This window comes from Peribacillus sp. SIMBA_075, from assembly GCF_046534585.1.
In genome coordinates, this window is sequence record NZ_JAWRYN010000002.1 from 224789 (window position 1) to 247421 (window position 22633).

At 40.5% G+C, this 22633-nt stretch carries 25 protein-coding genes; 24 read left to right on the forward strand and 1 reads right to left on the reverse strand.

Going from position 1 to position 22633, the window contains the following annotated elements:
• Window positions 1-276: 276 nt before the first annotated feature.
• The 9 genes from SB775_RS02855 (at window position 277) to SB775_RS02895 (ending at window position 7374) form a co-directional block, all read left to right on the forward strand.
• Entirely contained in the window at window positions 277-1548 is a 1272-nt protein-coding gene (locus SB775_RS02855; RefSeq protein ID WP_061463868.1) for a tetratricopeptide repeat protein, read from the forward strand.
• A gap of 41 nt (window positions 1549-1589) precedes the next feature.
• On the forward strand, window positions 1590-2141 hold the full coding sequence (locus SB775_RS02860) for a ReoY family proteolytic degradation factor (RefSeq protein ID WP_061463867.1): 552 nt from the start codon (window positions 1590-1592) through the stop codon (window positions 2139-2141).
• 162 nt (window positions 2142-2303) lie between these two features.
• Entirely contained in the window at window positions 2304-2765 is a 462-nt protein-coding gene (locus SB775_RS02865) for a YpiF family protein (RefSeq protein ID WP_061463866.1), read from the forward strand.
• A 160-nt stretch (window positions 2766-2925) separates the two neighbouring features.
• Entirely contained in the window at window positions 2926-3432 is a 507-nt protein-coding gene (locus SB775_RS02870; protein ID WP_061463865.1) for a QcrA and Rieske domain-containing protein, read from the forward strand.
• Window positions 3433-3435: 3 nt separating this feature from the next.
• Complete coding sequence (qcrB, locus tag SB775_RS02875; protein WP_034307974.1) at window positions 3436-4110, forward strand: menaquinol-cytochrome c reductase cytochrome b subunit; 675 nt, start codon at window positions 3436-3438, stop codon at window positions 4108-4110.
• Between the two features lie 56 nt (window positions 4111-4166).
• The gene (locus tag SB775_RS02880) at window positions 4167-4934 is read left to right on the forward strand and encodes a menaquinol-cytochrome c reductase cytochrome b/c subunit (RefSeq protein WP_125162223.1); all 768 of its coding nucleotides are present in this window, start codon (window positions 4167-4169) and stop codon (window positions 4932-4934) included.
• Between the two features lie 178 nt (window positions 4935-5112).
• Window positions 5113-5709 (forward strand): lipoprotein heptaprenylglyceryl N-acetyltransferase LhaT, encoded by a 597-nt coding sequence (lhaT, locus tag SB775_RS02885; RefSeq protein ID WP_089363159.1) that lies wholly within the window; start codon window positions 5113-5115, stop codon window positions 5707-5709.
• 119 nt (window positions 5710-5828) lie between these two features.
• Window positions 5829-6614, forward strand: coding sequence for a sporulation protein YpjB (ypjB, locus tag SB775_RS02890; RefSeq protein ID WP_089363160.1), 786 nt, complete (start codon window positions 5829-5831; stop codon window positions 6612-6614).
• Window positions 6615-6699: 85 nt separating this feature from the next.
• Window positions 6700-7374, forward strand: coding sequence for a zinc metallopeptidase (locus tag SB775_RS02895; RefSeq protein WP_061463861.1), 675 nt, complete (start codon window positions 6700-6702; stop codon window positions 7372-7374).
• A gap of 159 nt (window positions 7375-7533) precedes the next feature.
• Here SB775_RS02895 and SB775_RS02900 read toward each other — a convergent pair whose 3' ends face one another.
• A complete protein-coding gene (locus SB775_RS02900; protein WP_410860454.1) occupies window positions 7534-8406 on the reverse strand; it encodes a YitT family protein in 873 nt (290 codons plus the stop codon).
• Between the two features lie 166 nt (window positions 8407-8572).
• Between SB775_RS02900 and SB775_RS02905 the strand changes: the two genes are divergently transcribed.
• From SB775_RS02905 to SB775_RS02975, 15 genes are all read left to right on the forward strand, one after another.
• Window positions 8573-8932, forward strand: a complete 360-nt coding sequence (locus SB775_RS02905) for a nucleotide pyrophosphohydrolase (RefSeq protein ID WP_061466131.1) — start codon at window positions 8573-8575, stop codon at window positions 8930-8932.
• The gene (gene dapB, locus SB775_RS02910; RefSeq protein ID WP_089363161.1) at window positions 8925-9725 is read left to right on the forward strand and encodes a 4-hydroxy-tetrahydrodipicolinate reductase; all 801 of its coding nucleotides are present in this window, start codon (window positions 8925-8927) and stop codon (window positions 9723-9725) included. The genes SB775_RS02905 and dapB overlap by 8 nt, the downstream gene beginning before the upstream one ends.
• 16 nt (window positions 9726-9741) lie before the next feature.
• Entirely contained in the window at window positions 9742-10167 is a 426-nt protein-coding gene (locus SB775_RS02915; RefSeq protein WP_061463858.1) for a methylglyoxal synthase, read from the forward strand.
• Entirely contained in the window at window positions 10151-10864 is a 714-nt protein-coding gene (gene bshB1, locus SB775_RS02920; protein ID WP_089363162.1) for a bacillithiol biosynthesis deacetylase BshB1, read from the forward strand. The genes SB775_RS02915 and bshB1 overlap by 17 nt, the downstream gene beginning before the upstream one ends.
• Before the next feature lie 4 nt (window positions 10865-10868).
• Complete coding sequence (gene bshA, locus SB775_RS02925; RefSeq protein ID WP_410860456.1) at window positions 10869-12008, forward strand: N-acetyl-alpha-D-glucosaminyl L-malate synthase BshA; 1140 nt, start codon at window positions 10869-10871, stop codon at window positions 12006-12008.
• Between the two features lie 13 nt (window positions 12009-12021).
• Window positions 12022-13215, forward strand: a complete 1194-nt coding sequence (locus SB775_RS02930) for a CCA tRNA nucleotidyltransferase (protein ID WP_089363164.1) — start codon at window positions 12022-12024, stop codon at window positions 13213-13215.
• Window positions 13200-14180 carry a biotin--[acetyl-CoA-carboxylase] ligase gene (locus SB775_RS02935; protein ID WP_089363165.1) on the forward strand — a complete coding sequence of 327 codons (981 nt, stop codon included), beginning with the start codon at window positions 13200-13202 and terminating at the stop codon, window positions 14178-14180. Before SB775_RS02930 ends, SB775_RS02935 begins: the two co-directional genes overlap by 16 nt.
• A gap of 346 nt (window positions 14181-14526) precedes the next feature.
• Window positions 14527-15363: a 3-methyl-2-oxobutanoate hydroxymethyltransferase gene (gene panB / locus SB775_RS02940; RefSeq protein ID WP_089363167.1), complete on the forward strand. Its 837-nt coding sequence runs from the start codon at window positions 14527-14529 to the stop codon at window positions 15361-15363.
• Window positions 15360-16208 carry a pantoate--beta-alanine ligase gene (gene panC / locus SB775_RS02945; protein ID WP_410860458.1) on the forward strand — a complete coding sequence of 283 codons (849 nt, stop codon included), beginning with the start codon at window positions 15360-15362 and terminating at the stop codon, window positions 16206-16208. Before panB ends, panC begins: the two co-directional genes overlap by 4 nt.
• Before the next feature lie 23 nt (window positions 16209-16231).
• The gene (panD, locus tag SB775_RS02950; protein ID WP_410860460.1) at window positions 16232-16615 is read left to right on the forward strand and encodes an aspartate 1-decarboxylase; all 384 of its coding nucleotides are present in this window, start codon (window positions 16232-16234) and stop codon (window positions 16613-16615) included.
• A 205-nt stretch (window positions 16616-16820) separates the two neighbouring features.
• The gene (gene dinG, locus SB775_RS02955; RefSeq protein WP_410860461.1) at window positions 16821-19601 is read left to right on the forward strand and encodes an ATP-dependent DNA helicase DinG; all 2781 of its coding nucleotides are present in this window, start codon (window positions 16821-16823) and stop codon (window positions 19599-19601) included.
• Window positions 19602-19755: 154 nt separating this feature from the next.
• A complete protein-coding gene (locus SB775_RS02960; protein ID WP_064505144.1) occupies window positions 19756-19926 on the forward strand; it encodes a YpmA family protein in 171 nt (56 codons plus the stop codon).
• Window positions 19927-19944: 18 nt separating this feature from the next.
• Window positions 19945-20421, forward strand: coding sequence for a cell wall elongation regulator TseB-like domain-containing protein (locus SB775_RS02965; protein WP_089363171.1), 477 nt, complete (start codon window positions 19945-19947; stop codon window positions 20419-20421).
• Window positions 20422-20441: 20 nt separating this feature from the next.
• Window positions 20442-21626: a pyridoxal phosphate-dependent aminotransferase gene (locus tag SB775_RS02970; protein WP_377384165.1), complete on the forward strand. Its 1185-nt coding sequence runs from the start codon at window positions 20442-20444 to the stop codon at window positions 21624-21626.
• Window positions 21627-21939: 313 nt separating this feature from the next.
• Entirely contained in the window at window positions 21940-22617 is a 678-nt protein-coding gene (locus SB775_RS02975) for a GntR family transcriptional regulator (protein WP_410860462.1), read from the forward strand.
• The last annotated feature ends 16 nt before the right edge of the window (window positions 22618-22633 follow it).

Below are 22633 nucleotides of genomic sequence, written 5' to 3' on the forward strand. Positions count from 1 at the left end.
CTCTATTATTCAAGAAAATTATGAAAAAGGGATCCCTGATCAAAAAGGAGATTGACCGTAGAATGGAGAATTAACTAGTAACCTTTTTTTAATGAGAATGGAGGGGACTTCATCAATGGAATACAGGGCTACAGTATGGTAAACTAATGAATACTGTTTACTATGCATCTCACGATTACAAGGGGATTTGGTTCTTTATGGCAGAGAAGATGACATTATGGCGTGAGTGTGTATGACTAGAAACCAAGTCTATCATGCAAAAGGAAGGAATCAACAATGAACACAGTGGAACAAGTTGTACAGCATTTAAAAAAAGGGGAATTAACTGAAGCTCTTAAACATATAAATCGAATTAAATCATCAGAGTCAGCAGAGGACATATTGATGCTGGCCGAGGAAATGCTCCAGCTTGGTTTTGTGGAGGAGGCAAAGGATCTATTTGAACATCTATTGGAACTTTATCCTGATGAAGGAGAATTGATTGTTTCGTTGGCGGAAATCCTGATTGACATGGACCAGGAAGATGAAGCGATGCTAATGCTTGAAAAAGTGAGTGTAGATGATGAAGTATATCCAAGTGCTTTACTTTTAGAAGCGGACCTTTATCAATTACAGGGGATGGATGAGGTCAGTGAACGAAAATTGCTTCAGGCCAAGGAAATACTTCCAGATGAAGTCATCATTGATTTTGCGCTAGGTGAACTGTACTTTCATCAAGGAAGGGATCAGGAAGCCATTGCAAATTACATAAGGGTTTTGGAACAGGAACAAGAAATCGCAGGAGTCAATGTCAATCAGAGACTTGCTGAAGCATTAAGCAGCTCCGGAAAGTTCGAGGAGGCCCTTCCGCACTTTGAAAAGGCCTTAAATGAGGGACTTGAAATCAATACCCTATTTGAATATGCATTTACAGCATTTCAGGCAGGCCTTTACGAGACAGCCGTTCGTAAGTTTACAGAACTGAAAGAAATGGATCATGAATACCATTCCCTATATTTATATCTGGCAAAGAGTTATGAACATCTTGAAGATTTGGAAAATGCCTTGAAAGTGGTCAAAGAAGGAATCAAGGCTGATGAATTCAATAAGGAACTTTACTTCTTCGGCGGAAAGATAGCCTTGAAAAGCGGACTTGAAGAAGAGGCGGAAAATCTATTTAAAGAAGCTCTTGCCATAGATCCAGGTTATTTGGAAGCTGCACTCACCCTCTTGAAATTGTATATGCATCACGAAAGGTATGAAGATGTATTGGAGTGTATTGGTGAAGTTAGGAGATATGGAGAGGATGATCCGCAGTTTGAATGGATCGCTGCTGTATCTTATCAACACACCGAACAATTTAAAGAGTCATTAACCAGCTATCATAAAGCATATAATTCATTCAAGGACAATCAAGATTTCCTGGAAGACTATGGTTTCTTTTTAATTGAAGAAGGAGACAGAGCCACATCTAGAGAAATATTTAATAAGCTGCTTGAGATAAACCCAGCGAATGATGAGTATGTGATGATTTTGGAGCGGCTAGGTGAAAGTACAGATGGAATGTAGATAAGGGAAATAAAACTAAATCTAGACAGAGGAGGGAATTCATGGTGGCTGCCCCTGTTTCTGTGAATGAGAAGAAGGATTTTATTCGGTGGTTTTTAAATCATTATCAACTGAAACGAAGAGAATGCGTGTGGATATTGAATTACTTAATGAGTCATGATCAACTAATGAAAAAGGTTCATTTTGTAGAAAATGCCCAATATTGCCCACGTGGACTAATAATGTCGACACATTGTGTGGATGAGGTCCCTTTCAGGTTCTATAAGTCTAATATCATGACGACCGATGCAGAGAAATCTTTTCACGATATCCGCTTAAATCGGGATGAAGATATTTATATTCAGCTCAACTTTAAATCATCTTACTCTTCCTATCAATATGCAGCGGTACTGGAAAGCAATCCCTTCATGCCGAAATCTACGGCAGCGAACGAAAAGGATCAGCTGCTAGCTGAACAATTTTTAGAAAGAAGCATGTTGTATTTTCAGAGGGACCGCCTGCTTAAGGAAATCGATGAAGCACTTGATAAGCATGATGAACAAGCATTTAAAAACTTAACAGAGCAATTGAATCAATTAAAAGTACTTGGATGAAATAAAATGACCTTTCCGTAATCAGGAAAGGTTTTTATTTTTTATAAAAGATAGATAAAATCAACATTTTTGTAAAGACTATGGGTATATGGTAAAGATGTTATAAAAATAATGGTAAAATGATAAGGAGTTGATTTGAAAAATCGGGAGTGAAGAAAAAACATGAAATGGACAGCAAAAGATCTTGACATGTATATACAGTCAAAAGAGTATGTGGATACCGTTTTAATTCCTTTGGTTCCCTTATCTTTTGGGGGGCAAATGAAGCAAACGGGCTCAATGAATGAATTTCTTACCATTTTAAGCTTGGAAATTGAAAAGCAGATGAAAGGGAGAATTCTTTTATTGCCAACATTCCATTATTTAAGTGATGAAATGGATAAGGTAGAGCGGTTAAATCGTTGGGCCAAGGAAGTGAAAGAAAAAGATTTCAAGCATATTTTTTTCCTAACTTCAGATTTTGAGTGGAAAAAGGAAGAGAGGGAATTGGAAAATAATTTAGTATGGATTCCTGCCATCCCCCTGGAGAGTCTTGAAACTGAACAAGCAAGGGAAATGATTAACCAGCAGGTTCTCCAAATCCTTGATGTTTTCACTTATAATTGGAAAAATGAAAAAAAGTAGGATTTTTCGCATTATTTGACACATAGTTGCCACCTTTTGGGTTTTACAAATATTGACCTTGGTAAATTATTGAGATATCATGGAAATGTCCTAGTTTTATAGTGTTGCTATTTATTGGTCCTTTGGGCTCTCAGTATAGTAATAGAGGGGGGGAAAACGCATGAGCAAGCATAATGTTTCACGACGTCAATTCCTTAATTACACACTTACTGGCGTTGGTGGATTTATGGCGGCCGGTATGTTGATGCCTATGGTTAGGTTTGCAATTGATCCTGTATTATCAGCAGATAAAGGCGGGGATTATATTGCAACTAAACAGAAGGTAAGTGAACTGACTACCGAACCGACCCGTGTCGACTTTACTTTTAAGCAGGTCGATGGGTGGTACGAGTCTGAAGAAACAAATACAGCTTGGGTTTACAAAATGGATGATGGTACTATCGTTGCTTTATCTCCAATCTGTAAGCATTTAGGCTGTACGGTAGCGTGGAATACGGATAAGTCTAATCCGAATCAATTTTTCTGTCCTTGCCATTATGGCAGGTATACGAAAGATGGAGTGAACGTGAAAGGGACACCGCCGGTTAAACCATTGGATGTCTATGCCACGAAAGAAAAAGATGGAATTCTTTATTTGGGTCAACTAAAACCGCATGGGGAGGCGTAAACATTGCTAACAAAGTTATATGACTGGGTGGACGAGCGTTTAGATATTACGCCATTATGGCGGGATATTGCTGACCATGAGGTTCCTGAACATGTTAACCCCGCACATCATTTTTCTGCATTCGTATATTGTTTTGGCGGGTTAACTTTCTTTATTACGGTCATCCAAATCTTGTCAGGAATGTTCTTGACGATGTACTATGTCCCGGACATTAAAAACGCTTGGGAATCCGTTTATTATTTACAAAATGAAGTTGCCTTCGGTCAAATTGTCCGTGGTATGCATCACTGGGGAGCAAGTCTAGTTATTGTTATGATGTTTTTACATACTCTTCGTGTCTTCTTCCAGGGAGCATACAAAAAACCGCGCGAATTGAACTGGATGGTCGGCGTATTGATTTTCTTCATCATGCTGGCATTAGGATTGACCGGTTATTTATTGCCATGGGATATGAAAGCGCTATTCGCAACGAAAGTTACTTTGACAATCGTCGAATCGGTACCGTTAATGGGACCGGCACTAAAGACATTGATAGCAGGAGATCCAACCATTGTTGGAGCACAGACTTTAACACGATTCTTTGCAATTCATGTATTCTTCCTGCCTGCAGCATTATTTGCTTTACTAGCGGCTCATTTCCTAATGATCCGAAAACAAGGTATTTCAGGTCCACTATAAAAGAATTATGAACCAAGATCCAAAAAAACCTTTTCATAAAGGAGGGGAATTGTTCAATGCATCGTGGGAAAGGTATGAAATTCGTAGGTGACTCGCGTATCTCCGCGGACCGTAAACCGAATATTCCGAAAGATTATTCAGAGTATCCTGGGAAAACTGAAGCATTTTGGCCTAATTTCCTTTTAAAAGAATGGATGGTCGGAGCTGTATTTCTTGTAGGTTATCTATGCCTGACAATCGCACATCCGTCACCATTGGAAAGGATAGCAGACCCTACGGATACAGCTTATGTTCCGCTGCCGGACTGGTATTTCCTTTTCCTTTACCAATTACTTAAGTATACTTATGCTTCAGGACCTTATAATGCAATAGGGTCAATGGTAATACCTGGTTTGGCTTTCGGGGCATTGCTCTTGGCACCTTTTTTAGACCGTGGCCCAGACCGGAGCCCCGCGAAACGTCCTTTTGCTGTAGGCTTCATGCTATTGGCAATGGCAGGGGTATTCTATTTAACATGGGAGTCCGCAGCCCATCACGATTGGGAAGCTTCTAAGAAGCAAGGGGCAATCGTGGAAGGTGCAGACATTGATAAAGAGAGCGATGGGTATAAATTGATGGATAAAAATGGCTGCATTAGTTGTCATGGAGCAGAATTAACTGGTGGAGCTGGAGCGCCAAGCTTAATTGACACTGGATTAAAGCCAGAAGAAATCTCTAAAATCGCTGTCAAAGGACAGGGTGCCATGCCAGCTGGCATGTTCAAAGGTACAGATGAGGAATTGGCAACATTAGCTGAATTTGTATCTGGATTATCAGCAAAATAATATAACCATCAACAGCATTTTCTTTCATATGCTGCAAATGAAAAGCTGACGACTACGGTTGTCGGCTTTTTTATTGGTAAATTGAAGCGTAAAAGAAAATAATTTGAAATGAAGCTTGGTTTTCAAGTTGATGACCTGTAAAATGAGTGTACATAAGAATGTAAGAGAGGGTTAAAGAATGAATGTTATCTACAGCTGGCTTGCGAATCGGCAAATGCTCGTTTTGTTATTAGTAATAAATATATTTGGAACCGCTTTTGGATATTATTGGTACGGCAGTCAATTGGAAAATACTCCGGCCATTTTTTTGGCATTTGTACCGGACAGCCCGACAGCTAGCCTATTTTTTGTATTTGTATTATTGGCGTTCCTATTAAAAAGAAATTTTGGACTTATGGAAGCGTTGGCGATAATAACACTTTTCAAATATGGTATATGGGCAGTCGTTATGAATTTACTGACCTTGGTGACAACAGGATCATTGCCATGGGAAGGCTATATGCTAATGGCTTCTCATTTGGGGATGGCGATTCAAGGGATATTATATGCACCATTTTATCGAATAAAACCATGGCATTTGATAGTGGCAGGGATTTGGACCATACATAATGACATAATCGATTATGTTTTTGAAATGATGCCTATATACCGTGATCTATTGGTATATATGAATTCGATTGGTTATTTTACATTCTGGCTCAGCATACTTTCCATTTTTGTCGGCTGGTACTTTGGGTATAGAAAAAAGCGGTTCACCCTATCCTTCATCCATTAAAAAGTTAACCCCGCGTATAGCTTTGTAAAAGCGGGGTTAACTTTTTTATGTTGAACGAGGTCTACTCATGTTTTTTCTTTCATATCGTTTTAGTAGAGATATGAGGAGGGACGAGTAGCATGTTGAAAAAATTCATATTAACCATTGCTGTTTTATTTGTCGTCTTACATTTCCCTGTCTATGCAGAATCCTCTTCAAGTTTGGAGCAATTAGATAACATTTCCGATAGAGCCTTGGAAATGACCAAGTTGAAGCGATATGGAGATTCGGAAAAGATGCTGACGTTTTTTTCTGATCGGTTTTTAAAAGAGACAGCGAAAGAGCAGATACTTGACATGGACGAACTTCGAATTATCACTGTAGCTCATAACGAGGCGTTGATGACAATAAAGGATATGAATAAGGGAGACTCCGAAAAGATTAATTCTGTCACAAAGTTCCGGCTTGTTGTCGATGCGGTAAAGTCTACCCATCAGCCCCTTTGGACAGAGATGGAGGATCAAATGATGAATTCTTTCCAGCAGACAAAGAATGCCGCAATCAATCAAGACACAATTACATTCAATAGCCAATTGAACTTATTCCTTTCACAATATGAAATGATATATCCAAGCTTGAAAGTCGACCTTTCTAAAGAAACGATGCAGCAACTGGACACGAGAATTCAATACATCAACCAATACCGCCCGGAAGTGATCAGAGATGAAGAAAGTCAAAAGGAACTTGATGCGTTACAAAACGAACTAACCTCCATTTTTGATGATATGGGAGAAGATGATGCCGACCCTTCCCTTTGGTGGGTCATCATATCAACAGGCAGCATCATTATCATGACGCTTTCTTATGTAGGCTGGAGAAAATATAAAGGTGATAGGGAAAAGCCAAGGAAAGGACATAATGATTAAAAAGACATGGGAAGAGAACACTATATTTGACAGGGGTGCCTTCATTCCATAGAATTAAGAGTAATAATAGTTATAGGAGGATACCATGTATTTCATTTATTTGGCGATTATCATTTTAATCCCGATTTATGCACAAATGAAAGTGAAAAGCACGTATAAAAAATATTCAAAAGTACAGGCTTCTTCTGGTATGAATGGTGCTGAGACGGCACGGGCCATTTTGGATCAAAATGGACTGTTCAATGTCAGGGTCGAAGAGACACCTGGTATGCTATCGGACCATTATGATCCAAGGGATAAAACGGTGCGTTTATCAACGGATAACTATCACGGCCATTCAGTTGCAGGCGTAGCTGTTGCAGCCCATGAAGTGGGACATGCGATTCAAGATAAAGAAGCATATGCATTCTTACGTTTCCGTCATGCTTTAGTGCCTGTCGCTAACTTCGGTTCCAATATATCTTGGATCTTAATTTTAATCGGGGTGTTAGCCAGAATTCCAGGCTTACTAATAGCAGGTATCGTATTTATGGCAGCAGCAGTATTATTTCAAGTAATCACTCTGCCAGTGGAGTTCAATGCTTCCTCTCGGGCAATGGATCAACTCGTTTCTGTAGGAGTTATCCGTAATGACGAAGAACGGGAAACGAAAAAAGTATTAAGTGCAGCTGCGATGACTTATGTTGCTGCCGCTCTAGTTGCCGTACTGGAATTAGTTCGTCTTCTGCTTATGTATTCAGGAATGAGAGAAGAGGATTAATTTAGAAGGAGGACGCCATCATTATGGCGCCCTTTTTTAAATTAATATGCGTTTTTAAAAGCCTATAAAAATATTTGTTGTACACTGCTTATAAATTTCAGTATTCGGGGAAAAATTCAAAAGGATTACATTCAATTCGGTAATGCCTCTGCCAATCGATTATCTTTCAATCGGGTTCTTATTCTCATCAAGGGTAAAGCCCTCACCTAATACGTCATGCACTTCACTTACAGATACGAATGCATGGGGGTCCACCGATGTTATGGCATTTTTTAAGCGGACAAGCTCATTTTTCCCAACAACACAATAGAGCACTTCCCGGTCATTGCGTGTAAAGGACCCATATCCCCTTAATACTGTTACGCCCCGCTCCATATCATTCATGATTTTTTCTGCAATTTCCTTGTTTTTCTCACTAATGATCATGGCACCTCTAGCGGCATAAGCTCCTTCTTGCATAAAGTCGATTACTCTAGCACCTATAAATACGGCAACGAGGGTATACATCGCTTGCCGGTAATCCAGGTAGGTAAGGATGGACAGGCCGATAACGACGGCATCAAAGATGAACATGGTCCGTCCCATGCCAATTCCCAAGTACCGGTGGGCAAAACGGGCAATGATATCTACACCGCCTGTAGTCCCCCCATAACGAAAGATGATGCCCAACCCGACACCAACAAATACCCCGGCAAACAATGCCACCAGCATCAAATCGTTTCCGAGATTGATTTCGATTTGATATTTCTCGAAAACCCATAACCAAACGGAGAGGCCAACCGTTCCGATAAGCGTATAAAAGAAAGATGTGCGACCTAAATATTTCCAGCCTATTGCAAATAAGGGAATATTCAAAACCAAATTAGAATAAGAAGGATTTATCCCAATAAGTTGATATATAATCAAGGTGAGACCGGTGAATCCGCCTTCGGCCAAATGGTTCTGCATGTTAAAGTGCACAAGTCCAAAGGCGAAGATTCCAGCCCCAAAAAGGATGAATATAGTATTTTTCAATTTTAAGCCCAAAAGCATGTCCATACCTCCAAAGGTTTGCATATCATCAATTTACTAATTATAACTAATTAACCAACTATGAGCAATTTTGATTCTCGAACGTATCTGTTGTCATATGTTTCACTTTTAGCTAACATGGAGAAGGTATAATGTGTGAAAACGAAAATCAAGAATGGGTGACTATATGGAAAATCACAAGACGATCCAACAAATGCAAGCGGAAGTCGACCAATACATAGGACAGTTCAAAGAAGGATATTTCAGCCCGCTGGCCATGCTCGCACGGATGTCTGAAGAACTTGGGGAATTGGCCAGGGAAGTCAATCATTATCATGGCGAAAAACCAAAGAAAGCAACTGAGGAAGAGAATACCGTAGAAGCGGAATTGGGGGACATGCTTTTTGTTTTAATTTGTTTTGCCAATTCTTTAGGGATTGACCTTCAAAGCTCACATGATAAGGTCATGCATAAGTTTACAACCCGTGATAAAGATAGATGGACAAAAAAAGAAGAGAAAATGGAGGGTGAAGGTAAAGATGAGTAAAGTAAAAGTGATCGTGGCTGGTCCTCGTGGCAGAATGGGAAATGAAGCGGTGAAGCTTGTACATAGGACAGAAGGATTTGAATTGGCAGCTGTCATAGATCGTAAGCATAACGGGGTAAGCCTCTCCACAATAGAAGGTTTTCAAGGTATTGAAGCACCTGTTTATTCGGATATAAATGAATGTTTTTCTTCTGTAAAAGCTGACGTATTGATTGATTTAACCACACCTGAAGTGGGGATGTTTCATACCGAAATGGCACTTAACCATGGCATCCGGCCTGTAGTGGGAACGACAGGTTTTACAAAGGAAGATTTAGCGAAGCTGGATTCTTTAACAAAAGAAAAGGGCATCGGTTGCATCATCGCACCAAACTTTGCAATTGGAGCCATTTTGATGATGAAGTTTTCACAAATGGCTGCAAAGTATTTCCCGGATGTGGAAATCATAGAAATGCATCATGATCAAAAACTGGATGCACCTTCGGGGACTGCTTCCAAAACGGCAGATATGATTGCTGCTGTACGTGAAATGAAACAACAGGGGCACCCTGATGAAAAAGAAACCATTCAGGGGGCAAGAGGGGCAAATGTAGATGGCATGCATATCCATAGTGTACGGCTTCCGGGACTGGTTGCTCATCAACAGGTGCTTTTCGGTAGTGATGGAGAGCTATTGACGATTCGGCATGATTCCTTTAATCGGGCATCCTTCATGTCAGGGGTCAAACTCGCCGTCGATACCGTCATGAAATTGGATATTCTTGTATACGGCCTGGAAAATATTATCGAATAGGGATGGGAGATATACGATGAGGATTGCCTTAATTGCCCATGATAAGAAAAAGGAAGATATCATTCAATTTGTAACAGCTTATAAAGCTGTATTCGAGCAGCATGAATTATTTGCAACAGGTACGACCGGAAAACGAATTATGGAAGAAGTATCACTGCCTGTCCATCGCTTTCATTCGGGACCTCTTGGTGGAGATCAGGAAATAGGTGCAATGATTGCACGCGGAGAAATGGATATGATCCTATTTTTCCGCGACCCATTGACATCACAGCCACATGAACCTGATGTATCAGCGCTTATACGCCTTTCCGATGTCTATGAAATTCCCTTAGCGACCAATATGGGCACGGCAGAAGTACTGATACAAGGTTTGAAACATGGGTATATGGATTGGCTTAAACTACGGAAAAAACAAGGTGAGATAAATGATAAACAAAAGTAATATAGATATCCTGGCTTTCGGCGCACATGCGGATGATGTTGAAATTGGTATGGGAGGCACGATTGCTAAATATGTGCAACAAGGCAGGGAAATTGTCATTTGTGATTTGACAAAAGCTGAAATGTCATCCAATGGAACCGTTCCATTACGGCAAGAGGAAGCACGAAATGCTGCAGAAATCCTTGGGGCGAAGAGGATTTCCCTTGATTTACCTGACCGGGGTTTATATATGAAAGCGGAGTACATAGATCAAATCATTAAGGTGATCCGTAAATATAAACCTGCACTTGTTTTTGCACCTTTTTTGGAAGATCGCCATCCCGATCATGGAAACTGTGCCAAATTAGTGGAAGAAGCAGTTTTTTCGGCAGGAGTCAAAAAATATATGGAAGAAAATGGACTTGATTCTCATCGTGTCCAAAATATGTACTATTATATGATAAATGGTTTTCACAAACCGGACTTCGTAGTGGACATCACTTCTTCAATAACGAAAAAGCTGGATAGCCTTAGAGCATATGGCAGCCAATTCGAAAAAAGTGATGTAACTGTTGAAACCCCGCTAGTGAATGGCTATATCGAGACTGTGGAGGCACGGGAGCGGATGTTCGGAAAAGAAGTGGGTGTCGCCTATGCGGAAGGATTCATGACAAAAAAACCGCTACTGATCGATGCCGACTTGTTAGGAGAAAAATAATCTTATGAAATTAAAAATTGGAATTACCTGTTACCCTACAGTTGGGGGTTCTGGTGTCGTAGCAACTGAATTAGGCAAGATGCTTGCAGAAAAAGGACATGAGATACATTTCATTTCTTCAAGCCTTCCTTTTCGCTTGAATAAGATGTACTGCAATATTTTTTATCACCAAGTTGAAGTGAACTCGTACTCAGTCTTTCAATATCCACCATATGACCTGGCACTTGCGAGCAAGATTGCGGATGTCGTAAAACGGGAGAAATTAGATATCCTTCACGTTCATTATGCGATTCCGCATGCTGTCTGTGCAATCCTTGCAAAGCAGATGTCAGGTAATGAAGTAAAGATCGTGACCACACTGCATGGTACGGACATAACGGTATTAGGGCATGATCCCTCATTGACCAATTTGATAAAATTTGGGATTGAGCAATCCGATGTAGTTACAGGGGTATCTAATTCTCTTGTGCAGGAAACGCATGATTTAATCGCTCCGGATAAGGAAATAAAAACCGTTTATAATTTTATTGATGAAAGGGATTACCATAAAACGAACTCCGAATATCTAAGGGATGAATACGGTATAAGGGAAAATGAAAAAGTGGTCATACATGTATCGAATTTCCGTTCGGTCAAGCGTGTGAAAGACGTCATCCAGGCGTTTTATTTAACTCAAAAGGATATGCCCGCTAAGCTTCTGCTCGTAGGGGACGGTCCGGAAGTTACAACCGTATTGAAATTGGCTAAAGATTTTGGAATCGATGAATCGGTTTTGTTTCTTGGTAAGCAGGATAACCTTGCCGAATTATATTCAATCAGTGATGTGATATTCCTGTTATCGGAAAAAGAGAGTTTCGGACTTGTGCTGCTCGAGGCGATGGCATGTGGAGTTCCTTGTATCGGAACGAATATCGGAGGGATTCCGGAGGTCATCGTTGATGGTGAGACTGGTTATATTTGTGAATTGGGAGATGTTAAAACGGTTGCTGAAAAAGCGATTGGGCTTTTAAGCGACCCGGTTTTACATAAACGTTTTTCAGAGGCTGCGCTGAAAAGGGCCAACACCGATTTTCACTCGGATACAATCATGTCAGAGTATGAAGCCATCTACATTAAAGCACTTGAAGGACAATCTATGAAATAAGGAGGGGAGGCTGATGGATCAGTTATTCTTAAAATCAGTACCCATTCTTGAATTAATTGAAAAAGCAGGATTCGAGGCCTATTTCGTTGGTGGCTCTGTGAGGGATTATATCCTCGGCAGTCCCATCAACGATGTGGACATCGCTACTTCCGCAACACCCCAGGAAATCAAAAGGATTTTTCCAAAAACGGCTGATATCGGGATTGACCATGGAACAGTGCTTGTAATTGCGGATTCGGGTACATACGAAATTACGACTTTTAGAACAGAAAGCGATTATTCGGACTTCCGGAGACCTGATTCTGTGCAATTTGTCCGTTCATTGACTGAGGATTTACAGAGAAGGGATTTTACAATGAACGCAATGGCAATGGATAAGTCCGGTAATATTATCGATCCATTTAATGGTAGACATGATTTAGCAGAAAAAAGGATTATCACGGTTGGCAACCCGCACGAAAGGTTTCATGAGGATGCTTTGAGAATGATGCGTGCATTAAGGTTCGTCAGTCAACTTGATTTTGAACTGGATCAAGAATCTTTTGATTCCCTTAAAGAGAACGCCCAGATCATCAGTGAAATAGCTGTCGAAAGAATCCTGGTTGAATTTGAGAAGCTATTGACCGGCATCAATAAAAAAAGGGCTTTCTCACTCTTGCTAGAAAGCGGATTATATCAATACCTTCCTCAATTCTCCAGCAAGAAGGATCATTTAGGGAAATTACTAAATCTTCCGCTTCATCAGCTAAAAGCCACAGAAATATGGTCTATAATCATGGTTCATACAAGTGATCAGGATATGGAAGAGGCATTAAGGGCATGGAAGCTGCCATTGAAAACAATAAGGAATGTTCAACGTATCATACAGCTGGTGAAGAAAGAACCATCCTTTGAAAATTCAGCCATCGATGTATTTCAGGCAGGTCAAGGCATAACTGTACAAGCTGCTAAAGTCAAGGCAGCCCTGACAGGGGGAAATGTAACGGATGCAGAGGAGAACGCCCATCACCGATATAATGAACTCATTATAAAGGATATGTCGGATCTTGCCGTTAAAGGGACGGATTTATTAATTTGGCATCAAGAAAAACCAGGTCCATGGGTGAAAGAATACTTGGAAATAATATTGAAAGCTGTCTTGAATGAAGAATTAAGAAATGATAAAGAAGAAATAAAGAGGTGGCTGGAAAAATGCAATCTGAGTTAAGAACAAAGCTGATGGAAGCCCTCTCAAAAGCAGATGGTGCATTTAAATCCGGTCAGGAAATTGCTGAATATATTGGCTGTTCGCGTACAGCGGTCTGGAAGCATATAGAAGACTTGCGCAGTGAAGGTTATAATGTTGAAGCCGTTAGGAAAAAAGGCTATCGGATCATATCAGCACCGGAAAAAGTGTCCGAAAGCGAAATACAACTTGGTCTGGAAACAAAAACAATCGGCAAGATGATCCACTATCAGGAAACAGTGGAATCCACTCAAAAAATTGCGCATCAATTAGCGAATGAAGGAGTTCAGGAGGGGACGCTCGTCGTTGCCGAGGAGCAGTTATCCGGAAAAGGAAGATTGATGAGATCTTGGCATTCCCCAAAATTCAGCGGCATTTGGATGAGTCTAATCCTAAGACCGAAAATTCCGATTCATGAGGCTCCTCAACTGACATTATTGGCCGCGGTCGCTGTGGCACAGGCGATAGAGGATACAACTGATTTAAAACCACAAATAAAATGGCCGAATGATATTTTGGTGAATCGTAAGAAAGTGGTAGGCATCCTGACGGAGATGCAGGCGGAATCGGATAGAATCCATTCTGTCATTATCGGGATTGGAATGAATATCAATCAGAAAATGGTGGATTTTCCGGAAGATCTGCACGGAAAAGCGTCGTCCCTTTTCATAGAAAGTGGAGAAACGGTTTCAAGGTCCAAGGTCATTCAAAGAGCATTGTTCCGTCTGGAAAACTTGTACGACCTCTATTTAAATGAAGGCTTCATGCCAATAAAGGAATTATGGGAGAGTTATGCGATCAGCCTTGGACAGGTTATCAAAGCCAGTACTGTCAATGACACGATTGTTGGAAAGGCATTGGGCATAACGGATTCAGGCGTTTTACTCCTTGAAGACGGAAAAGGAACCATACATTCGATTTATTCAGCAGATATTGAAATTCAGTAGATTTTTGTCAAATTCGTGAAAAATAAATAGAATTTTTGAATTTGGCTTGATATAATTCAAGTGGGCAGTATCTCATGTGAACTGCACCCCCATAAATACCAAATTATTTGAAAATCTGCCTTGATCCAGAGAATTGGACTGGGACGGAGGGATGAAACTTCTGATGGAACAAAGGGATTGGCTAAAAAGACAAGTGCTGTTTATTGAACGATATATGGTTTTTAAACCATTTTTCGTTGGAAACAGTTACTTTTTTAGTCAGTCTTTTTTTTGCGTATGAATGTATAGACACCAGTTTTTATAACGCTGATGTTTTCATCTCCTCCATCAAAAAGGAGGAAACGTAATGAAATTGTCCGGGGATTTTTTGAAAATGAAACAAAATCAAGAGAAAATTGTCATGCTTACGGCTTATGATTTTCCGTCAGCAAAGTTAGCGGAACAATCAGGTGTAGACATGATTTTAGTCGGCGATTCTTTAGGAATGGTCGTTTTGGGTTATGAATCAACCATCCCTGTTACGGTGAATGACATGATCCATCATACAAAGGCAGTAAAACGCGGGGCCCCAAATACATTTGTCGTCACCGATATGCCCTTTATGAGCTATCACCTTTCTATGGATGAAACACTCAAGAATGCAGCCCGTATCATGCAGGAAGGTCATGCTGATGCCGTGAAGCTTGAGGGAGCAGATGATGTTGTTGAAAAAATATCAGCATTGACGAAGGCAGGCATTCCGGTTGTAGCCCATCTTGGCTTGACTCCTCAATCAGTCGGAGTTCTTGGCGGATATAAAGTGCAAGGAAAAGACGCCGATGCTGCAGCACAGCTCGTGGAAGATGCGAAAAAGTGTGAAGCGGCGGGGGCGATGGCAGTAGTATTTGAATGTGTACCATATCAAGTGGGAGAACTCGCCACACGCAATTTGGGAATCCCGACCATTGGAATTGGGGCAGGTGCAGATACGGATGGTCAAGTCCTCGTTTATCATGATGTCATCAGGTATGGTGTAAATCGCGTTGCAAAATTCGTAAAAGTTTATGGAGATGCCAATGAACTGATTGGCCAATCGATAAACAGGTATGTGAATGAAGTGAAATCCAAAGATTTTCCGTCGAAAGAACATTCATTTACGATGAAGGAAGAGCAGCTTACAGAACTTTACGGAGGGAAAAGATGAAAACTTTTACATCAGCAGCTGAGTTGCAGCAGGCGCTCCGAGAGGAAAAAAGCCATCATAATAGCATTGGCTATGTGCCGACAATGGGCTTTTTACACCAGGGGCATGCTACCCTTCTGGAAAAGGCGCGCAATGAAAATGATATTGTGGTATTGAGTATTTTTGTTAATCCGTTGCAATTTGGACCAAATGAGGATTTTGAAACATATCCACGTGATTTGGAGCGGGATGAGAATGTCGCAGCAAAGGCCGGAGTGGATTATCTCTTCTACCCAACAGTCCACGAAATGTATGGTGAAGAACCATCGGTCAAAGTTGTTGTCCAAAGCAGGACGGATTGTTTATGCGGAAGAAAAAGGCCTGGACACTTTGATGGTGTAGCGACAGTCTTAACGAAGTTCTTCAATATCATCCTCCCTGATAGGGCTTACTTCGGTAAGAAGGATGCCCAGCAAGTTGCCGTGATAGATGGATTGATCCAAGACTTTAATTTCCCGATCCAGCTTGTTGCTGTAGATACCGTTCGCGAAGAAGATGGGTTAGCGAAGAGCTCGCGAAATGTAAACCTATCAGTTCAGGAACGCATGGAAGCTAAAGAGCTCTACCAAAGTTTATTAAAGGCAAAAGAGGCGGTTGAATCAGGTGAAAGAAATGCTGCAGCCGTCACTGCTCTAGTAAGTGAACATATTGGTGCCCATACAAGTGGAGTGATCGACTATATTGAAGTCTATCAATACCCGGAACTTAAACCAATTGAAACGCTATCCGGACACGTCATCATTGCAATGGCAATTAAGTTCAAGCATGCAAGGCTAATTGATAATATCACTATAAATATAGAATAAATAATGATAGGGGGGGAAATTAAATGTTTCGAACGATGATGAATGGAAAAATCCACCGTGCAAGGGTAACTGAAGCTAATTTGAACTATGTTGGCAGTATTACAATTGATGAAGACATAATTGATGCGGTGGGTATTCTGCCCAACGAGAAAGTCGCCATCGTGAATAATAATAATGGTGCGCGACTTGAAACGTATGTAATTGCGGGTGAACGGGGGAGCGGTGTTGTGTGTTTGAACGGAGCGGCAGCAAGACTGGTGCAGCCGGATGATATCGTGATTATCATTTCTTACGTGATGGTATCCGAGAATAAACTGGGAGATCACAAACCAAAAGTTGCGATTATGGATGAAAACAACAAAATCATTGAGCTGATTTCAAACGAACCTGCAGCAACAATCATGTAAGCGGAAGGCCGGCACATGTGCATGAATCATGCATACGGGTGCCGGCCCTTTTCGTCTAATGATGAATGGTGGAATAGTGGGGAACCTGTTTTTTAGAATGGGCATGATGAACGGCTTGTTTCCTTTATTACGATTATTATGGTATAAAAAAGATAAGAGAATTCCATCAGGAAGTGGAGAAAGCGAAGTTTGAGGTGTACAATTCATGACGCAACGATATGTAGTGGTCGATTTGGAAACAACAGGGAATTCCCCGAAAAAAGGGGATAGGATTATTCAATTTGCTGGCGTGGTCATCGAAAATGACCAAATTGTCGATGAATACTCGACATTCATCCACCCTGGTCAGGAAATTTCCTTGTTTATTGAAGAATTGACCGGAATAAGCAACGAGACGGTAAAAAATGCACCTGACTTTGAAGATGTCGCAGAAAATATTGCCCGGCTGATAGAAGGGGCTTGTTTTGTTGCCCATAATGTTTTATTTGACTTATCTTTTTTACAGGAGGAACTAGTACGCTGTGGATTTGAGCCGTTTTATGGTTCCACCCTTGATACAGTGGAGTTAGCAAAAATATTAAAACCAACATCCGATGGATACAAGCTGCACCAACTGGCTAAAGAAGAAAACCTGGATCATTCCAGGCCCCATCAAGCGGATAGTGATGCATATGCCACCGCTTTATTATTGTTGGAATTGAAAAAAAAGCTGATGAAACTTCCAGTGATGACGCTTAAACAGTTATATCGATTATCTTATTCCTTACAAAGTGAGATTTCCGAATTGATAGATGCTTGCATTGCAAGCAAACTTGCTAAAGCAGAAGTCCATTCACCTGAACTTATAACTTATCGGGGCCTTGCATTTAAAAAGGCAGTCGTTGAAAGTGATCATAAAGACACGGAGTCAGTATTCCCGCTCGATAATGAGGAAAAAATAGCCTTGCTTCAACGTGCATTTCCGGCTTTTGAAGCAAGAAGCGGACAGCTTGATATGATGAACATGATCCACCATTCCTTCGAATCCAGCCATGATGCAATCATTGAAGCTGGGACAGGTATTGGAAAATCCTTAGGTTATCTGCTTCCAGCCGTTTATTTTGCAAGAAAACATCAAAAACCGGTCGTCGTTTCGACATATACGCTTCAGCTACAGGATCAACTTCTCCAAAACGAGGTTCCTAAGCTGAAGGCAATCCTTCCCTTCACCTTTCAAGCTGTTTTGTTAAAGGGGAGAAGTAACTATTTGAGTTTGGCAAAGTTTGAAAGGGCATTGCGTGAAAAGGAAGATAATTATGAAACGGCATTAACGAAAATGCAGATATTGGTTTGGCTTACTGAAACCGTAACAGGAGATAAAGATGAATTGAATCTTACAAGCGGTGGTCAGCTGTTTTGGAATAGACTGCAAAGTGATGGTCTTACATACGCCGGTTTAAAACAGCCCTGGCTTGAATTGGACTTTTTTGAAAGGGCCAAAAGAACGGCGGCCAAGGCGGATATCATCATTACTAATCATTCATTTTTAATGACGGATCTACTGACAGAAGACGCCTTGATTCCCAAGAAAGGGTATCTGATACTCGATGAAGCACACCATTTGGAACAGGCTGCATCTAAACAACTAGGAAGCAGGCTTAACTATATTTCGGTGAAGACGGTTTTGAACAGAATAGGGACATCAGATCAAAAGCAATTATTGTACAAATTGGACAGATTACTCTTAAATAAGGGACTGACAGATGGGAAGCCTACGTATGAATTAGACCAAAAGCTGAATGATTTCTCCTATGAATTCGAACAGCTATTTTATTACATCTCCAATCAGGCGGAAAAACTTTCACGTTCCATGAGTCCGAAACGGCTTTCATTTAAAATTGATGATGGCAGATGGGGGAAAGCGATCCTGGTGGCTGAGCGATTGGTGGACTTGTTAGGGTATATCATTACGGAGTTAGAGAAAAGATTGGCTCTTTTATTAAATAATGAGTCCCCCTTAGGGAAAAATTCATTGTTTTACTTAAATGATATCGAAGTCCTGCTTGGACAATTGCAGGACACAAGGGACTCCTTACATGAATTTTTCATTAAGCCGCATGAAGAGAATATATATTGGCTTGATTATACGAATGCGGCACCTCAGCATGGGGTGACACTGACGGTTCAGCCGATTGCAGGAAGTAAATGGTTGTGGGATTCCTATTTCGGGCACCAAAAAAGTGTGGTAATGACATCAGCGACCCTTGTCGTGAAGGATTCTTTCAATTATTTTAAAGAGCAACTCGGTTTAGAGAATGAGCCAATGCAGACAGCAAGGTTTCCTTCGCCTTTTCCATATAAGGAACTCGTAAAGGTTCTAGTTCCAAATGATATACCGGATATCAATTGCTTATCAATGGAGGAATTTTCCGAAACCGCGGCAAACCACATTATTGCTGCAGCTCAGGCAGCCAAAGGCAGGATGATGGTATTATTCACCTCGCATGAGATGCTGCGGGCAACCTATTATTCCATCAAAGACACTGGGGTTCTGGATGAGTTCACCCTCTTTGCACAAGGGATTTCTGGTGGAAGCCGTATGAGGCTGCTCAGGAATTTCCAAAACTTCGAGAAAGCCGTCCTTTTTGGGACAACAAGCCTTTGGGAAGGAGTCGATATTCCAGGCGAGGATTTATCTTGTTTAATCATCGTCAGGCTGCCTTTTTCTCCACCGGATGAACCAGTGACAGCAGCAAAGTGCCAACTTCTCGAGAAGCAAGGGCGCAATCCTTTCTCTGCGTATTCTTTACCAGAAGCGCTGTTAAGGTTCCGACAAGGATTCGGCAGGCTTATACGCACTCCAGAAGATAAAGGGATTTTGGTTATTCTCGATCGCCGCATCGTCACTGCCAAATATGGTCCTGAATTTCAAAAGGCCATTCCGCAAGTCGACTGGCACCAAACCTCAATAATAGAAATGGCTGATATGATAGAAGAGTGGATTTAATGAAGCTTTAGATTATTCATTAATCTAATAGAATTTTTATGAATTTATAAAGAAAAATAACTTTTGAACTGGTATAATGTGAAAGGTGGTAAAGCCTTCAAATCCTATTCATACCAGTGGTTGTTGACAAATTTTAAAATGGAGGGGCGTTTTCATGGAGAGTAAAATAGAAGTAATTTCGACAGTCAGGTTGCAACATTCTCCTGATCTGTATAAAATTGTGGATTCTTTGAACCGAACATTGAAAAAAGATGACTTAATGTTCGGTCTGGCATTGGATTCCGAAGATCAAGAAAAAGCGATATTTACAATTTATCGTACATAGAAAGAGGGAAAAGCAGCTTTGAAAAAATGGTTGATTATTGCTTCTATCCTAGTCCTTTGTTTTATCGGATTTGTCAGCGGTGCATATATTAAAGCGATGCAGCCTAAAAAAGAAGCTGGTAATGAGGCTTTTAAACAGGCGAAGGAAAAGGCCGGCCTTGTGACCATGGATGAATTCTACCTTTATAATGGGAAGGATTCATACTCCGTCATCATTGGTAAGGGAGAAAAAGGGACTAAAAAAGTAGTCTGGCTTCCTGAGGACAAGAAGAAAGAAATAGTAGTGGAAAATTATAAAGATGGTAAATCAAAAAAAGAAATCTTAAGCATTGTCAAAGATAAACTCAATCCCCAAAAAATCATTTCAGTTAAGCTGGGCATGGAAAAGAATGTTCCTCTTTGGGAAGTAACTTATCTTGATAAATCCGAGCGTTTTAACTATGATTATTATGATTTTAAAACTGGGAAATGGCTTAAGTATTATCGAAGCATTTAGAAATGGAGGATTAATTTTAAATGAAATTAGCTAACCGAGTTCAGTCATTAACGCCATCAACAACATTGGCCATCACGGCAAAAGCAAAGGAACTTAAGGACCAAGGTCTTGATATTATTGGTTTGGGGGCAGGGGAACCAGACTATAATACGCCCCAACATATCATAGATGCAGCCTTTCAATCCATGAATGAAGGTCAAACTAAATACACGCCATCAGCTGGTCTGCCGAAGCTAAAAGAAGCAATTGCAGCTAAATTGAAGCGTGATCAAGGCTTGGATTACAAACCTTCTGAAATTGTAGTAGGCTCAGGTGCAAAGCATGCACTTTACACATTGTTTCAAGCGATTCTGGATGAAGAAGACGAAGTCATCGTTCCGATACCTTATTGGGTAAGTTATCCAGAACAAATCAAGCTTGCTGACGGAAAGCCAGTTTATATTGTCGGTACGGAAGAAAATCAATATAAAATCACTAAGGAACAATTAGAACAAGCGATTACCGAAAAAACGAAAGCGGTTATCATCAACTCGCCAAGCAATCCAACTGGCATGCTTTATTCCAGGGAAGAACTAGCGGCTATCGGGGAAGTTTGCCTAGCTCATGATATATTGATCGTTTCCGACGAAATTTACGAAAAATTGGTTTATGGAAATGCTAAACATACATCCATTGCAGAGATTTCACCTGAATTGAAAAAGCAAACGATCATCATCAATGGTGTTTCTAAATCGCATTCGATGACAGGCTGGAGAATTGGTTATGCCGTTGGTGAAGAGTCCATCATTAAAGCAATGACGAACCTTGCTAGCCATAGCACGTCAAACCCTACGACAACTGCTCAATATGGAGCGATTGCCGCCTATGAAGGTTCGCAGGAGCCCGTGGAAGAAATGCGTCAGGCATTCGAAAGCCGCTTGAATAAGGCATATGATAAATTGGTTGAGATTCCAGGTATAAGCTGTATTAAACCACAGGGAGCATTTTACTTATTCCCGAACGTTAAACATGCAGTTGAATTAACTGGCTACAGCAATGTTGATGATTTTTCGACTGCGTTGCTGGAGGAAGCTCAAGTGGCTGTTATACCAGGTTCAGGATTTGGTGCACCTGATAATATCAGGCTCTCTTATGCAACTTCATTGGAATTGCTGGAAGCAGCCATTGAAAGAATCCATTCATTCGTTAAATCAAAAATGTCATAAAAACTTTAACCTGCAGACTACCTGGCTACAACGGGGTCTGCAGGTTTTTTTTGTTTAAAAATATTGAAATAGTACATTTGGGAATAAGGCATGATAATCCATTCCAGGTTATTAAAAAATTCGAGGAAAAAGAGGCATCCTCAAGGATTTCCTGGAATTAATAAACTCCTCCCTTCGCCAAGGGAGTTTTTCTATATGCATATGAAACCGATCATAATGCAAATCAGGATTTGTAAATGAAAAAATGAAAATCATATATGATATTTGATAAAAACCGATTGCAATCATATATGATTTCATATATGATAAAAATATGGAAGATAAAAACAAAAACCCCAGCAAAAAGCAAATTGCCTATGAGCACCTTCGTAAACTAATTTTGGATGGAACATACGGTTCCGGACAGCGAATCATTATCGATCAAATGGCAAAAGAACTTGGTTTAAGCCCTATTCCTGTCAGGGAAGCGATCAGACAACTGGAGTCTGACGGGCTTATTCAATATAAGCCTTATAGTGGAGCAGTGGTTACAAGCATTAATGAGAGCGAATACATTGAAACCCTTTCTGTTTTATCTTTGCTTGAAGGCTATGCAGCTGCCCTCAGTTCTTTAACGATGACTGATCATGATTTTGATAATCTAATTAAATTAAACAAAGAAATGGAAAAAGCGCTCCATCACTTTGAATTAGAGCTGTTTGGTAAGTTAAACGAGTGTTTTCATGCTGAAATTTATGAAAAGTGCGGAAATTCCTTTTTAATGGAGGAAATTAAACAGGCGCAACAAAGAATGAATAGAGTCAGAAAATCCATGTTCACCATGGTGCCGCAAAGAGCAATCCAATCCATTCGTGAACATGAAATCATCATAAAGCTTCTACAGGAAAAAGCTTCTTTTGAAGAAATTGAATCATTGGTAAGAAAGCATAAATTGAATGCCATCAGTACATTCAAGCAAAGGGCGGAATCTAATCACGATCAGGCACTATGATGACCTAGGCTTTGTT

What these genes read in the sequence shown, in the direction of transcription:
- bshA (WP_410860456.1), top strand. Translation starts at nt 10,869, where the DNA reads ATGAAATTAAAAATTGGAATTACCTGTTACCCTACAGTTGGGGGTTCT.
- panD (WP_410860460.1), top strand. Translation starts at nt 16,232, where the DNA reads ATGTTTCGAACGATGATGAATGGAAAAATCCACCGTGCAAGGGTAACT.
- SB775_RS02860 (WP_061463867.1), top strand. Translation starts at nt 1,590, where the DNA reads ATGGTGGCTGCCCCTGTTTCTGTGAATGAGAAGAAGGATTTTATTCGG.
- bshB1 (WP_089363162.1), top strand. Translation starts at nt 10,151, where the DNA reads ATGATAAACAAAAGTAATATAGATATCCTGGCTTTCGGCGCACATGCG.
- SB775_RS02960 (WP_064505144.1), top strand. Translation starts at nt 19,756, where the DNA reads ATGGAGAGTAAAATAGAAGTAATTTCGACAGTCAGGTTGCAACATTCT.
- SB775_RS02895 (WP_061463861.1), top strand. Translation starts at nt 6,700, where the DNA reads ATGTATTTCATTTATTTGGCGATTATCATTTTAATCCCGATTTATGCA.
- SB775_RS02865 (WP_061463866.1), top strand. Translation starts at nt 2,304, where the DNA reads ATGAAATGGACAGCAAAAGATCTTGACATGTATATACAGTCAAAAGAG.
- SB775_RS02855 (WP_061463868.1), top strand. Translation starts at nt 277, where the DNA reads ATGAACACAGTGGAACAAGTTGTACAGCATTTAAAAAAAGGGGAATTA.
- panB (WP_089363167.1), top strand. Translation starts at nt 14,527, where the DNA reads ATGAAATTGTCCGGGGATTTTTTGAAAATGAAACAAAATCAAGAGAAA.
- SB775_RS02975 (WP_410860462.1), top strand. Translation starts at nt 21,940, where the DNA reads ATGGAAGATAAAAACAAAAACCCCAGCAAAAAGCAAATTGCCTATGAG.
- ypjB (WP_089363160.1), top strand. Translation starts at nt 5,829, where the DNA reads ATGTTGAAAAAATTCATATTAACCATTGCTGTTTTATTTGTCGTCTTA.
- SB775_RS02935 (WP_089363165.1), top strand. Translation starts at nt 13,200, where the DNA reads ATGCAATCTGAGTTAAGAACAAAGCTGATGGAAGCCCTCTCAAAAGCA.
- SB775_RS02905 (WP_061466131.1), top strand. Translation starts at nt 8,573, where the DNA reads ATGGAAAATCACAAGACGATCCAACAAATGCAAGCGGAAGTCGACCAA.
- SB775_RS02915 (WP_061463858.1), top strand. Translation starts at nt 9,742, where the DNA reads ATGAGGATTGCCTTAATTGCCCATGATAAGAAAAAGGAAGATATCATT.
- SB775_RS02970 (WP_377384165.1), top strand. Translation starts at nt 20,442, where the DNA reads ATGAAATTAGCTAACCGAGTTCAGTCATTAACGCCATCAACAACATTG.
- SB775_RS02900 (WP_410860454.1), bottom strand. Translation starts at nt 8,406, where the DNA reads ATGCTTTTGGGCTTAAAATTGAAAAATACTATATTCATCCTTTTTGGG.
- SB775_RS02880 (WP_125162223.1), top strand. Translation starts at nt 4,167, where the DNA reads ATGCATCGTGGGAAAGGTATGAAATTCGTAGGTGACTCGCGTATCTCC.
- SB775_RS02930 (WP_089363164.1), top strand. Translation starts at nt 12,022, where the DNA reads ATGGATCAGTTATTCTTAAAATCAGTACCCATTCTTGAATTAATTGAA.
- SB775_RS02870 (WP_061463865.1), top strand. Translation starts at nt 2,926, where the DNA reads ATGAGCAAGCATAATGTTTCACGACGTCAATTCCTTAATTACACACTT.
- dinG (WP_410860461.1), top strand. Translation starts at nt 16,821, where the DNA reads ATGACGCAACGATATGTAGTGGTCGATTTGGAAACAACAGGGAATTCC.
- lhaT (WP_089363159.1), top strand. Translation starts at nt 5,113, where the DNA reads ATGAATGTTATCTACAGCTGGCTTGCGAATCGGCAAATGCTCGTTTTG.
- dapB (WP_089363161.1), top strand. Translation starts at nt 8,925, where the DNA reads ATGAGTAAAGTAAAAGTGATCGTGGCTGGTCCTCGTGGCAGAATGGGA.
- panC (WP_410860458.1), top strand. Translation starts at nt 15,360, where the DNA reads ATGAAAACTTTTACATCAGCAGCTGAGTTGCAGCAGGCGCTCCGAGAG.